13 protein-coding genes are annotated in these 14093 nt (G+C 44.7%); 1 reads left to right on the forward strand and 12 read right to left on the reverse strand.

The window, feature by feature from the left end; translation table 11 throughout:
- Positions 1–40: 40 nt before the first annotated feature.
- The 8 genes from HGO26_RS04105 to HGO26_RS04140 form a co-directional block, all read right to left on the reverse strand.
- Positions 41–1327: an NAD(P)/FAD-dependent oxidoreductase gene (locus HGO26_RS04105; protein WP_168823485.1), complete on the reverse strand. Its 1287-nt coding sequence runs from the start codon at positions 1325–1327 to the stop codon at positions 41–43.
- 262 nt (positions 1328–1589) lie between these two features.
- On the reverse strand, positions 1590–2405 hold the full coding sequence (locus tag HGO26_RS04110) for an ABC transporter permease subunit (protein ID WP_168823487.1): 816 nt from the start codon (positions 2403–2405) through the stop codon (positions 1590–1592).
- On the reverse strand, positions 2402–3307 hold the full coding sequence (locus tag HGO26_RS04115; protein ID WP_028760880.1) for an ABC transporter permease subunit: 906 nt from the start codon (positions 3305–3307) through the stop codon (positions 2402–2404). The genes HGO26_RS04110 and HGO26_RS04115 overlap by 4 nt, the downstream gene beginning before the upstream one ends.
- The gene (gene potA, locus HGO26_RS04120) at positions 3304–4440 is read right to left on the reverse strand and encodes a polyamine ABC transporter ATP-binding protein (RefSeq protein WP_028760881.1); all 1137 of its coding nucleotides are present in this window, start codon (positions 4438–4440) and stop codon (positions 3304–3306) included. The genes HGO26_RS04115 and potA overlap by 4 nt, the downstream gene beginning before the upstream one ends.
- A 177-nt stretch (positions 4441–4617) precedes the next feature.
- Positions 4618–5718: a polyamine ABC transporter substrate-binding protein gene (locus HGO26_RS04125; protein ID WP_028760882.1), complete on the reverse strand. Its 1101-nt coding sequence runs from the start codon at positions 5716–5718 to the stop codon at positions 4618–4620.
- Between the two features lie 599 nt (positions 5719–6317).
- Positions 6318–7673, reverse strand: a complete 1356-nt coding sequence (locus HGO26_RS04130) for a glutamine synthetase family protein (protein WP_168823489.1) — start codon at positions 7671–7673, stop codon at positions 6318–6320.
- A gap of 2 nt (positions 7674–7675) precedes the next feature.
- Entirely contained in the window at positions 7676–8437 is a 762-nt protein-coding gene (locus HGO26_RS04135; protein WP_168823491.1) for a gamma-glutamyl-gamma-aminobutyrate hydrolase family protein, read from the reverse strand.
- Between the two features lie 700 nt (positions 8438–9137).
- Positions 9138–9686: a cupin domain-containing protein gene (locus tag HGO26_RS04140; RefSeq protein WP_028760885.1), complete on the reverse strand. Its 549-nt coding sequence runs from the start codon at positions 9684–9686 to the stop codon at positions 9138–9140.
- 236 nt (positions 9687–9922) lie between these two features.
- On the opposite strand from HGO26_RS04140, the gene HGO26_RS04145 reads away from it, so the two are divergent.
- Entirely contained in the window at positions 9923–11230 is a 1308-nt protein-coding gene (locus HGO26_RS04145; RefSeq protein WP_168823493.1) for an NAD(P)/FAD-dependent oxidoreductase, read from the forward strand.
- Here the strand turns inward: HGO26_RS04145 and HGO26_RS04150 are convergent.
- The 4 genes from HGO26_RS04150 to HGO26_RS04165 form a co-directional block, all read right to left on the reverse strand.
- Positions 11214–11720, reverse strand: a complete 507-nt coding sequence (locus HGO26_RS04150) for a DUF2937 family protein (protein ID WP_168823495.1) — start codon at positions 11718–11720, stop codon at positions 11214–11216. The two genes, HGO26_RS04145 and HGO26_RS04150, sit on opposite strands and share 17 nt — an antisense overlap.
- 108 nt (positions 11721–11828) lie before the next feature.
- On the reverse strand, positions 11829–12686 hold the full coding sequence (locus HGO26_RS04155) for a sulfurtransferase (RefSeq protein WP_168823497.1): 858 nt from the start codon (positions 12684–12686) through the stop codon (positions 11829–11831).
- 305 nt (positions 12687–12991) lie between these two features.
- On the reverse strand, positions 12992–13405 hold the full coding sequence (locus HGO26_RS04160; protein WP_105249913.1) for a septal ring lytic transglycosylase RlpA family protein: 414 nt from the start codon (positions 13403–13405) through the stop codon (positions 12992–12994).
- A gap of 261 nt (positions 13406–13666) precedes the next feature.
- Complete coding sequence (locus tag HGO26_RS04165; protein WP_105249914.1) at positions 13667–14062, reverse strand: hypothetical protein; 396 nt, start codon at positions 14060–14062, stop codon at positions 13667–13669.
- Positions 14063–14093 lie beyond the last annotated feature (31 nt).

The raw sequence follows: 14093 nt of genomic DNA on the forward strand, positions 1-14093 counted from the left end.
TCGTATTATGAAGCTACTTAGCTTCTTAAAAGTGATGATGTTAAAGACCTAGTTTGTCTCTTAACGTGTAATACCAAGCTCCGATAGCACTAAAAGGGACGCGAAGTGCGTGACCGCCGGGAAAAGGATAATGTGGCAATGCAGCAAAGGCATCGAAGCGCGTGGCTTGGCCGTTGAGCATCTCGGCCAGTAACTTGCCCGCCAGATGGGTATAAGTGACACCGTGGCCACTGCAACCCTGTGAATAATAGATGTTCTTACCGATACGACCGACCTGTGGCAGGCGCGATAGCGTCAGTAGGAAGTTACCCGTCCACGCATAATCGATCTTCACATCCTTTAATTGTGGGAAGGTTTTGAGCATGTTCGGAATAATGATCGATTTGATATCCGCCGGATCGCGGGCGCCATACACTACGCCGCCACCGTAAATCATCCGCTTATCACCAGACAGACGGAAATAATCAAGCAGATAGTTACAATCTTCGACGCAGTAATCCTGCGGTAATAAGCTCGCAGCCAGATCGACACTCAAAGGCTCTGTGGTAATCACTTGCGTGCCGCAGGGCATAGATTTCGCCTGCAACTCAGGCATTAACTTACCTAAATAAGCGTTACCTGCCACGACCACAAACTTGGCTTTGACACTGCCCTGCGCCGTATGCACAACAGGGCTATCGCCCTCATCGACACTTAACACCGCTGAGTCTTCAAAAATTTTACCGCCGAGGGATTCAACCGCGCGCGCTTCGCCTAGGGCTAAATTAAGCGGGTGAATATGGCCACCGCTTTTATCGAGTAGACCACCGACATAACGCTCAGTATTTACCACACCGCGAATACCTTTAGCATCGAGAAGTTCGAGCTGATTAACATGACCGTGGCTTTCCCACAGTTGCTTTTGATGGCGCAGATGACCCATTTGTTTTTCGTTCATCGCGGCAAACACACCGCCATCTTTTAGATCGCATTGAATATTATACTTAGCAATACGATCGCGGATGATTTTCCCGCCCTCAAAGGCCATTTGGCCAAAGAGTTTACCTTGTTCTTTACCGACTGTTTTTTCTATAGTATCAATGTCACGGCTATAACTATTAACGATTTGTCCGCCATTACGGCCCGAGGCGCCCCAGCCAATGCGAGCGGCTTCTAACACCACCACACTCATGCCAGATTCTAATAAATGCAGCGCGGCAGAAAGACCTGTATAACCTGCGCCAATCACACAAACATCGGCTTCAATCGATTCCTGTAGACGCGGACGTTCAACCTTATCGTTGGCCGATGCCGCATAATATGATCCAGCGTGAGCTATGGCAGACATGTTGTTCCCTTGAATTCTAATGTTCATTATTTTAAACAGCCATCACATCCTACACCTTCATAAAACGAAACACTAGCCAGAAAAGCGCAATAATTTACATTTTGTTTGATATATCAAACACGCGATTATTTTTAGCTCAGTGATTCGATTCTGGTGAGCTTGAGTAACAGGACTAGCCTGCAAAGCAAAGCGGGTGATGGGAGCGGTGACAAATATCAAGGATGGCTTTGGCAATACCAAAGCCATCCCAAAATTAAGCTAACTAGTTCACTGGTGTACGATCGCGTTTCTCTGCCCGTCTTGCCATATACCAAGAAAGGAAAGCGATGAGTGAAACACACAGTATGATCAGCGTCGCTAAGGCATTGATCTTAGGAGAAACTCCTAAACGTACCGAAGAGAACACCACCATAGGCAAGGTCGTTGCACCAGGGCCTGAGGCAAAGCTTGCGATCACTAAATCGTCTAAGGACAAACTGAATGACAACAACCAACCCGCCACCAGCGCCGGCGAAATCATAGGCACAGTGATCAAGAAGAAAGTCTTGAGCGGTGTTGCCCCTAAGTCCATTGCCGCCTCTTCGATTGACATATCAAGCTCGCGCAATCTTGAAGACACCACCACAGCCACATAGGCAGCACAAAATGTTGAGTGTGCAATCCACACTGTCATCATGCCACGCTCTCTGGGCCAGCCCAACAAATCTGCCATGTGCACAAACAGTAAAAGCAAAGACAGACCAGTAATCACTTCAGGCATTACCAGCGGTGCAGTAATCATGTTCGACAGGGTCAGTTTTGCCCATGAACGCTTAAAGCGTGTCATCACAAAGGCTGCCATAGTACCGATAATAACCGCCATAGTTGAGCTATAAAATGCTATCCGCAGGCTGGTCCATACTGCATCTAAAATCTGTTGGTCTTGAAATAACTCGCCATACCATTTAGGTGAAAATCCGCCCCATACCGTCACTAATTTAGAGTCGTTAAAGGAATAAATCACCAGCACTAACATAGGTGCATACAAGAAAAACAAGCCAAACCAAAGCATCACTGAAGAAAAGCTTAATTTTTTCATAGGTCTTTCTCCAAACTACGCGCCTGATAGCGATGGAATAAAGTGATCGGAATAATCAATAGACCCAACATCACAATCGCCAGTGACGAAGCCACAGGCCAGTCGCGGTTATTGAAAAACTCTTGCCATAACACTCGACCTATCATTAAGGAATCGGGACCACCGAGTAGCTCTGGGATCACAAACTCACCCACGGCAGGAATAAACACCAACATAGAACCAGCAATCACACCACTTTTTGACAGCGGGAAAGTGATTTTCCAGAAGGTATTCAAACGGCTTGAACCCAAGTCAGACGCAGCTTCAATCAAACTCATATCAAGTTTCACTAAGGTGGCGTACAAGGGCAGAATCATAAAGGGTAAATACGCATAGATAATGCCGATATACACGGCAATATTGGTATTGAGGATCTGTAACGGCTCAGAAATAATCCCCAACCACATCAGTGAATTATTGATGATACCTGTGTTACTTAAGATCCCCATCCAAGCGTAAACACGGATTAAAAATGAGGTCCAAGAAGGCAACATAACTAACAGCAGCAGCACGGTTTGCAACCGCGCAGGGGCACGGGCAATGGCATAGGCCATTGGGTAGCCAATAATCAAGCAGCCCAAGGTCGAAATTAACGCCATTTTCAATGAGCTGAGATAAGCCATGTAATATAGCGAATCATCGAGCAACATCAAATAGTTACCCAAATGCAGGAAGATATTTAATACATCGTCAGCATATTGGAATGTTGCTTCATAGGGCGGGATAGCAATCGCCGCCGTCGAAAAACTCAGTTTAAGGACAATCGCAAACGGTAAGGCAAAAAACAGCAGCAGCCAAGCGTAGGGAATACCTATGGTCCAGAAGCGGCCCTTAAGCCACTTTAATTTAATGGGTTTCTTCATGATCTCAACACCACGCCACTGGTGTCCTCCCAACTAATGAACACTTCGTCATCCCATGTGGCATGATCGGCGCGGCGTTCACGGTTAGTCATACTGCACTGTACGATTTGACCATTCTCTAAACGAATGTAATAGACTGAAATACCGCCTAAATAAGCGATATCATGCACGATTCCTTTTGCCCAGTTGTACTGACCTTCAGGCTGTTCACGGCTAATAATGGTCTTTTCGGGACGCACTGCTAGCCAAACATTCTTATCTTCAACGTTAGTCGTGACGCCATAACCGACATAAAAAGGTTGGGCCAAATCATTAGACTTAATGATCAGATGGTCGACTTCATCCACTTCAATCGCGCCACCAAACAAATTCACAGTACCGATAAACTCAGCAATCATGCGGCTGTTCGGGCTTTCGTAAATATCCATTGGCGAGCCAGTTTGAGCAATCCAGCCATCACTCATGATCGAAATTCGACCAGCCATTGTCATGGCTTCTTCCTGATCGTGGGTCACCATCACGCAGGTCACGCCGACACGCTCAAGGATTTCAACCACTTCTAGCTGCATTTGGGTACGCAGTTTTTTATCCAATGCGCCCATAGGCTCATCGAGCAGTAATAATTTAGGCCGTTTCGCCAGTGAACGGGCCAGTGCAACACGCTGGCGCTGACCACCAGATAACTGATGCGGTTTACGCTTACCATATTGCTCCATATGCACGAGTTTCAGCATATCTTGCACACGCTGTTCAATTTCGGCTTTAGGCAGCTTGTCTTGCTTCAAACCAAATGCAATGTTTTGTGCCACTGTCATGTGGGGAAACAAAGCATAGGATTGAAACATCATATTGATGGGACGTTCGTATGGCGGTAAATCGGTGATATCTTCCCCATCAAGGAAAATACGGCCAGAGGTGGGCTTTTCAAAACCCGCCAACATGCGCAGTAGTGTTGACTTACCCGAACCTGACCCGCCAAGTAAGGCAAAAATTTCGCCTTTATTGATAGTTAATGACACATCGTCGACAGCCCGCACGTCATCGAATAATTTGCTTACCCGCTCAATCTTGAGCAGTACTTTTTCTTGCGTCTTTGTTGTCGGTTTATTGGTGACGCTCGAGGTGATTGCCATAGTACTTCTCCACCCGAAAATGAGGCGTAGATACGCTCAAACTCTAGGTTCAACACGATTAATGAATGAAAAGTGGTTAAACAAACTGTGTCAAATCCTATACGTGGATTAACTATGCATAGGATTGGACATAGAAGTTTGCCAAGCTGGGGGCAAGCTAGGCTTGCCCCCTATCGACTATTGTCCTGACTTCACTTTGGTCCAAACACGGGTTAATACGCGCTGAATTTTCAAAGGACGAATTTCACCAATATAAAGTTTGTCTAACACTTCTTGTGGCGGATAGATCGCAGGATCGGTACGGATAGCCTCATCAACCAGAGGTTGAGCGGGATCGTTCGGGTTAGCATAGGCCACATAGTTAGAGATAGGCGCTATGACTTCTGGACGCAGAAAATAGTTAATCAGCGTGAGTGCATTATCGACGTTCGTTGAATCAGCAGGGATAGCTAACATATCGAACCACAGATTGGCACCTTCTTTTGGAATGGAGTAGCCGATCTTATTGCCATTTTTTGCTTCTTCAGCACGGGCTTTCGCCTGGAATACGTCACCGGAGAAACCGTAAGCGACACAGATGTCACCGTTCGCTAAGTCAGAAATATAACGTGAAGAATGGAAATACGTCACATAAGGACGAATTTTTTCCAGTAACTCACCCGCTTTTTCATAATCTTCAGCCTTAGTGCTGTTAGGATCTAAGCCTAAATAAATCATCGCCTGTGGCACCATGTCGTCGGCAGAGTCCAACATAGCAAAGCCACACTTAGAAATTTTTTCAGCGTATTTAGGATTGAAGATCAGTTCCATTGAGTTAAATGGCGCATCTTCCCCCACGGCGGCTTTCACTTTATCTATGTTGTAACCAATGCCATTAGTTCCCCATAAGTAAGGCACGGCATATTGGTTACCCGGATCGGCTTTTTCAAGCAACTTCATCAGGGCTGGATTTAAATTTTTAAAATTAGGTAACTTAGCGCGGTCTAAAGGTTTGAAAGCACCCGCTTTGATTTGCTTAGCGAGAAAGTGGTTAGAAGGTACAACGATATCGTAGCCACTACGACCAGACAGTAATTTAGCCTCAAGCACTTCATTACTATCAAATACATCGTAAATTACCCTAATGCTCGTTTCTTTCTTGAAGTTTTCTAAGGTATCTTCCGCGATATAATCTGACCAGTTATACACGCGAACCACTTCTTCCGCTTGGGCCACTGCGCTCGCAAATACGCTCGCAGTCACCAGCGCTAATGTGGTCATCTTATTAAATAGCTTCATGCTTTCTCCTTTCTCGGGTAGCAGAACTGCTTAAGCAAATTCTGACATTGTGTCACCGGGCTGCCCGGATATTGTTGTTATTTTCGACCAATGCTACACCTTAAAAACCGCATCGGCAGTCTCTACGGCATGATAACCATGCCTACTTTATATCTTGCTGCAATTTGTTAAGTATCAGGTTTCGTGCCAAATTTTCGAGGCATCGGTATTGCATTAACACTCAAAAAAATAGACTAGATATGACACTGCTTGTACATTTTGCAACATTAAGGCAAATGCCTCAAGTCCCTAAGCAATCGCAAAAAAACACTTAGATAAACACATTTTAAATATGACTAACAATTAGTTAGTAACGCTAGTAAGCGAACAACTTAAAATTGTTAAACCTATTTTACTTCCCTAGCAGACAAGCGATGGAATTGAATATTCACTTTAACGGACAAGCCATTAAAAACCATCATATTATTTAACAAGCGAGTTGCACCAGTTAAGTGCAACCTCACTAAAACAGTGCACGCATCAGTATCGTTATGGCCAACGTTAACCCCTTATTCCTTGGGTTAACGCGGCAACACGGTCAGTGCAATCAATCCAAAATATTACACAGTGAGTAATAGGAATTCACGTTCCCATGAGCTGACAACACGGCGGAAGTTTTCAAGTTCAGCCTGTTTTACCGCCACAAATCCAGTGGTGAAGGATTCGCCTAAATATTGCTTACAGGCATCACTTTCTTCCATCGCCGCTAATGCTTCCTCTAATGTCAGTGGTAAACAATGGGTATTATTGCTACGACTTTCATTGGCTTTACCTTGCACAGGAGTCGAAGGTTTTAGCGACTCAATCATGCCGATATAGCCACACAACAAGCTCGCGGCAATCGCCAAATAACAGTTAGCATCGGCGCCGGGAATGCGGTTTTCAATGCGACGGTTTTGTGGTGAAGATTCTGGAATGCGTAAACCACAGGTACGGTTTTCATCGCCCCATTCTAAGTTTACAGGTGCCGAAGTGCCGGGGAGGAAACGACGAAACGAGTTCGCATTTGGCGCCATCAGTGGCAGCAACTCAGGAATGAATTTTTGTAGGCCTGCAATATATCCCAAGAATAGCTTGCTCTTAGTACCATCTTCATTGGTGAAAATATTCTTGCCCGTCTCTTTATTGATCACGCTTTGATGAATATGCATCGCACTGCCAGGTTCATCCGTCACGGGTTTTGCCATAAAAGTGGCGCAAACATCGTGCTTCAGCGCGGCTTCACGTAAAGTGCGTTTAAAGATAAACACTTGATCAGCTAAAGATAATGCGTTGCCATGGCTGAAGTTAATCTCCATCTGTGCGGGACCATCTTCATGGATTAAAGTATCGATATCTAAACCTTGAAGCTCACACCAATCGTACATGTCTTCAAACATAGGATCGTATTCGTTGGCAGCATCAATAGAGAATGACTGGCGACCCGCTTCGGGACGACCTGAACGACCAATTGGAGGCTTTAAGGGTAAATCGTGGTCGTCACTACGACGAGTCAAATAGAACTCCATTTCGGGAGCGATAACAGGTTCCCAGCCCTGTTCGTCATAGAGAGACAAGACTTTTTTCAATACGTTACGTGGTGACAGCTCAATCGGATTACCCATTCTGTCGTAGCAATCGTGGATAACCTGTGCCGTGGCTTCGATGGTCCAAGGCAACATAAAGACGGCATTTTCATCGGGTACACAAACAAAATCGATGTCGGCTGCATCGAGCAAACTGTAGTAAATCTCTTCGTCGACAAAATCACCGGTCACAGTTTGCAACAACACACTTTCGGGCAAACGCATGCCTTTTTCATCGAGAAACTTATCGACTGGAGCAATCTTGCCGCGGGCGATGCCAGTCATGTCACTGATAACACATTCGACTTCTGTGATTTTTCGTTCTTTTAAAAAAGCGATTAGCTTATTCATTATTATTTCACTCGAGTTGTAGCCCTACGTCGGCATGCATCACCGAAGGCATTGAAAATGGAGAGGTAAAACGGATTCTCGCTCACCTTCCACTCTGGATGCCATTGCACACCGAGGGCAAATTCTTTAGTACCAATTACGGAGAAAGCCTCCACTAACCCATCTGGAGCATAAGCTTCTGGCCGCAACCCAACACCCAGACGCTCCACGCCTTGAGTATGTACAGAGTTAATCTCTGCAGAGTTACGGCCCCAGGCCTCGTAAATAAGCCCCCCGGGCTCAACAGTAATACTGTGAGAGGCCCCATACTGCACATCTAAGGATGTGGTTTTATCTTCTCGATGTTCAATAAAGCCACCCACCTCATGGAGCTTCTGATGCAAACTGCCACCAAAAGCCACATTCATTTCTTGAAAACCGCGACAAATACCTAATACAGGTACCCCAGCAGCAATAGCAGCGTGGATCAGCGGCAAAGTTGTCGCGTCACGTTTAGGATCATGGTGTGTACCAAGCTCACTCGGCTGGCCTGCATAAAGATGGGGTTCTACATTAGAAGGAGAGCCAGTAAACAAAATACCGTCAAGACGCTCTAAAATAGCGTCTATCGGTAAATCACTACCTAAAGATGGGATCACTAACGGCCAGCCTTTCGCGCCATTAACTACACCTAAAAGGTATTTTTCACCAACAATATTAAAGGGGTGTGATCCCAATTGTTGATTGCATGCAATAACACCTATGAGGGGTAAATCGGCTGACATATCTCACCTTTAGAATTGATTTTACTAGCATAACGAACACTTTGCCTTTAAATGTTCATTTTTTCACACAGTACACCGAAATTTAGCACTAGGCAAGAGGTTAAACACTTGTTAAAGGTTATTTAATCCACTTATTCTTAATAAGCATAAATAACATGTAGTTAAATGTATATTTACCTTATTTCTCGCTAATTCATGTATATAAACCAGCGGTTACACCAGCATAAAGCTCACTTTTTACAGGGTAAATTAAACCGTATTCGAAGCAAATTTGAACCAATATTATTTACACAAAGAAGAGGATATATAACCAATATGACAGGATTAGAAAGCAGCTAATACCAATCGTATTAAATATCTGTTCATTCAGCGGGAGTTCAACGCGCTTTAGACAAGGCGAAGGCTTGAAGGCATAGGTGGTGCTCTGTCGAAAGCCTTAAACGCAGTATAAAGTGCGTTGAAACCCGCCCTTCGGGAGCCTCACAGGCATCCCACTCCCGTGTTGCATTGACTTAAAAGGGAATGACCATTTCTGCGTCAATGCGCCTTGGATTGAAATGCCTGTGAGGCTCTGAACTGATTAGATATTTAATGTGATTGGTATAAATACGCAGTAATGTTGAATAACAGTATTAGGCCACTCACTTTTAGCGAATAAGTGGCCTAATATGTTGAATAATAGGGTAAGTTAATGACTTAATTAGAAGTTTGCAGGCGTAGTCGCACTCACTAGGCGACAAGGTTCATCGAAGGGATTGCGGAATCTATGGGGCAATTCACTGTTAAAATAATAACTGTCACCCGCTTCCAAAATATACACTTCATCCCCAACAGTGAGTTCGAATTTACCTTCTATCACCATAGCGGCCTCTTCACCTTCGTGCTTTAGCATCTCTTCACCCGTATCTGAACCGGGTGGATAAATCTCATTCATCACTGACATTGCGCGGTTCGGGTAATCACGACCGATCAGTTTAAATTCAAGTGGTCCAGTACCGATATTCAGTAATTCATTGGATCGATAGACGACCTTTTGCTCACTATCCGTTGAGGCTTCAATGGAGAAAAAGTCCACTAAAGACATCGGGATACCCGACAGCACTTTTTTTAAAGAGCTGACTGACGGGCTAACACTGTTTTTCTCGATCATTGAAATCGTACTGTTAGTCACACCAGCACGTTTGGCTAATTCTCGTTGAGATAAGCCTTTCATTTTTCGAACAGTTTTGAGGCTGGCTCCAATATCCAAATTTCACATCCCCCTAAAGGCTCGGGTCAATCCCGATAGATGACGAACAGGTTGTTCAGGATAAACACCATCCAGAACGCATTTTCGCCCAAAAAGCGCGTGTTTTACTGCTTTCATTGTATTCTACATAAAAAGCGTGTTAAATAAAACGAACACTTTTTTGCGTCATGTTAAAAGTGTGATGAGTATACTGAGACAAGTCCAATTTACAATAAAAACAATTTTTGGGAGCCATAATGGCAAGCAAACCTCCAGTGCACAGCGAACAGTATCCACACTCTTATTATGTTGATACTGCTAAAGAAATTTATGCGCACCCACAACTCGAAGGCAATATCAATGCCGATGTCTGTATCGTGGGCGGCGGCTTTAGCGGTATCAATACCGCCATAGAACTCGCACTGCGCGGTATGAGTGTTGTGCTGTTAGAAGCGAGGCGAATTGGCTGGGGCGCATCGGGGCGTAATGGCGGCGAACTCATTCGCGGCATAGGCCATGACCCTTCGCAATTTCAAAGTGAAATCGGCACTGAAGGTGTTCAAGCAATTCAACAGATGGGCTTTGAAGCCGTCGAAATTGTGCGAAATCGCATACAAGAACACAGTATCGACTGTGATCTGCAAATGGGTTATTGCGACTTAGCGGTAAAACCTCGTCACATGGATGAGCTTGAAGAAGAATTTAACGCACTCAAGGCCATGGGTTATCAGCAAGAAATCAAGCTGTTAACTAAGCCACAATTAGGTGAAGTCATAGGCTCAGATTTTTATCAAGGTGCGCTAGTTGATATGGGTAGCGGTCATCTACACCCACTTAATCTTGCCCTCGGTGAAGCTCGCGTCGCCCGCAATCTCGGCGCTAGGTTGTTTGAGTACAGTGCTGCTGAAAAAATCATTCAAGGCGCCAAACCTAAGGTCATTACCGCTAAGGGCGAAGTCACATGCCAATACGTAGTGCTGGCGGGCAATGCTTATATCGGCCACAAACTTAATAGCTTTGTAGGGGGGAAAGTATTACCTGCAGGCAGTTATTTATTGGCGACAGAGCCCTTAACTGAGGCCCAATGCGCGAGTATTATCCCGCAAAACATGGCCTTTGCGGATATGCGAATTGCCCTAGATTACTTTCACTTATCGGCAGATCGTCGTTTGCTATTTGGCGGCCTTTGTACCTATTCGGGTAAAGATCCGAAAGACATTGAAGCGGCACTGAGACCGAATCTTGAGAAGGTTTTCCCGCAATTAAAAGGGGTACGTATCGATTATGAATGGGGCGGCATGATAGGTATCGGTGCTAACCGTATGCCACAAATTGGTCGCCTTCCCGATGCAAATAATATTTTTTACGCCCAAGCCTATGCGGGACACGGCGTGAATGCCACTCACATGGCGGCAAAACTGCTTGCCGAGGCTATTTGCCAACAGGCGGGACATTTCGATGTGTTTGCTAAAATCAAACACATCACCTTCCCCGGCGGCCCGACGTTCCGCTCACCTATGCTCGCTGCAGGCATGCTGTATCACAGATTTAAGGACTTGTTTTAAGTCGCTTGTTACGCCTTGCCCACAGGATAAAAGGGATAGACCCAAGATAATGCACGACTAAAGCCACCAAGACGCCAAAGCCAATACCGCTAGAAGTTAAAGGTATCCCTGGCTTAAAGTTACTGATAGTTTTCTCAAGATAATCAAAGCGAACAGGGTTAAACATATAGGCAGTTTTCTCAAACAAATTGCCCGTATTAAAAATCGCCACGCCCTGTGTTAACGCTTTATAAAGCGCCAGTGTCTGTAGCTTTTGCTCAGCGTCGGCACGCACACTTGGCTCCTCATTTTGCTGGTGGCGGGCAATCATGGCATCAACATCGGCGTAATGATATTCCTTAGCCGTTGCCTCGTAACCTTCTACCTGCCATCGAGTCGATTCATAAAGGCCTGATAAAAATTGCTGATAATGATCAGCCAGTTGTGGTAACTGTAAGGCAATCACTAAAATCAATCCAAATACCAACTTATCGATCAATCTCGCTATCAAAGGTTTCTCCTTGGCATTTCGCCAAACGACGTAGAAGTCACATGATGTTCAACAAAAACCACGCTAACTTAATTAATCTACAGCACTAATTTCAATGGTGATACTCAATTAACACTCTATCGGCAGATCGTTACGGCTGCCCCAATCCGCCCATGAACCGTCATAGAGGATGGGATTTTTATGCCCAGCGGCGACCGAAGCTAAGATCAAAATACACGCCGTAATCCCAGAACCACAGCTGAATATCCTTGCGGATTTATCCGCTGCTAGCCCTTGATAAATAGACTGTAGCTCACTAACCGTTTTGATTTTATTACCATCGAGCACTTGAGCGAAGGGTAAATTAACCGAGCAAGGAATATGCCCAGAGCGCACACCGGGACGCGGCTCACTCACTTGCCCTAAAAAGCGTGGCGCACCACGCGCATCGACAATCGCCGTTCCGGCATCTTCAATTCGTGATAACACTGCCTCGGCATCCATCACAAGCTCAGGGTGGTATTGCAACACATCCGCCAAAGTATCGATATCCGTCGGGCCATAATCGACGCCTTCGGCTTGATAACGCGATGAGGTAATGCGGTCTTCTTCAATCCATTGAGGCAAGCCACCATCAAGCACATAGACTCGATTAAAGCCCATGACTTTAAAGGTCCACCACGCCCGTGGAGATGAATAAATGCCTTGGTTATCATAGATAACAATAACACTGTCGACCTCAATCCCAAGTTGAGCTATCCCTTGGATGAACTGCTCAAACGTCGGCAAGGCATGAATTTGGGTTGAAGTCTTATCGCAAAACACATTTTCCAAGTCGAATCGACGTGAGCGCGGAATGCAAATAGGCTCATCGTAAACTAGGGGTTCTTTACCAATAACGGTTTCCATACTGGCATCGAGTAAGACTAAATGGGGATCGGTGAGGTGTGCTTCGAGCCACTGCGTACTAACAAGTGGGTATTCCATAGCGGGTCCTTTTACTGTTATCCAAATCTGCCGATAGTCTCTCACCAAATGCCATAAAGCCCAAATATCAGCTTAACAAATTGTCTGCTTTGGGATTTTATTTAAAAGCGCCTACTCGGTTTTATGCGCTCAATTATTAGTGCATTCAATCATTAGATTGCGGCGAAGCCGTGTTTTGAAGAGAGTGCTTTCAAACTGCTCATTTTTAATGATGCCGCTTTCAAAACGATCCTGTCGATATGGCCGTGTTCGAGATAGCCCTTTCGCAAAAGTCCGTTTCGAGACAACTGTTTTCAAAATAGCCGCTATTTAATGACTTCTATTTTCACGTCAATCAAGCCAGAAGAAGTATTGCCTATACTACTGAACGCCGATTTAGACAAATCAATAATGCGGCCACGCACGAAAGGCCCTCTATCATTGATTTTCACAATCACACTTTTGCCATTATCGACATTGGTGACCTTAACACTCGAGCCAAAGGGTAACTTTTTATGCGCTGCTGTCTTTAATTTATGTTTGTAAAGTTCACCGCTGGCCGTCTGCTTATTCTGATGTTTATCCCCATAAAATGAAGCCTGACCAGCTTCCGTGAATCCCACCCAGTTTCCATTCTCACCCGTCTGCATTGAAGAACAGCCGGCCAAAAAGCTTAGCAATGCCAGTGCAAATAGTTTGACGACATTGAACTGCCTAATTGGGTTTTGAAGTGCATTCACATGACACCCTCTCTAATGAGTGAACGCTTTGCTGACGAGCGATTGGCTCAGCAAAAATCACAGGGAAATAACGAACAACCTTAGATGGCAAAGCTCAAGACCTGCATCCTAAAAGATCAAAATAAGAAACAATAAATTTCCACGAGGCTACAGCAGTTGCACGCTAAAATCACGTATTTACAGGTGAATGCTCTTACATTGAGATAAAATATGCAGTCATAACGAGGCTTTGTTTCCTAATTTAGATCGGTAAACAAAGCCCTAACGAGTTAACACTTCATGGATAATCTCAAATTTGGGTTCTTTACCACTTGGCCATGTAGGTTTCTTTATGGGGTTTTCAAAGGTGGTCAGCCAAATATCAAGATCACTGGAACCAGACAAACAACCCATAAACGCAAAATACATTCCACTATTTATCATGTGACGGGCAAACTGAATAGCGTCTTCAAGAGTGCCCTCTTCCCAGTTATGTGTGAACGTTTCATCATCCCATACCCATTTAATAGGGACTCCACTTTCATCACAAGCGAAGAACCTTACATTTCGATAACCTTTACTTGCTGTTTTTAGAGAATTTATAAAACTTTCTCTGGTGTTATCGAATCTTTTTTTGAACTCTTCAATATCTAGATCTTTGCTAATAAAGTTCTTCATACTTGCCCTAGAGGTAAATACTACCAACGGT

The sequence above is a fragment of the Shewanella oncorhynchi genome (assembly GCF_012584455.1).
Classification (GTDB): domain Bacteria; phylum Pseudomonadota; class Gammaproteobacteria; order Enterobacterales; family Shewanellaceae; genus Shewanella; species Shewanella oncorhynchi.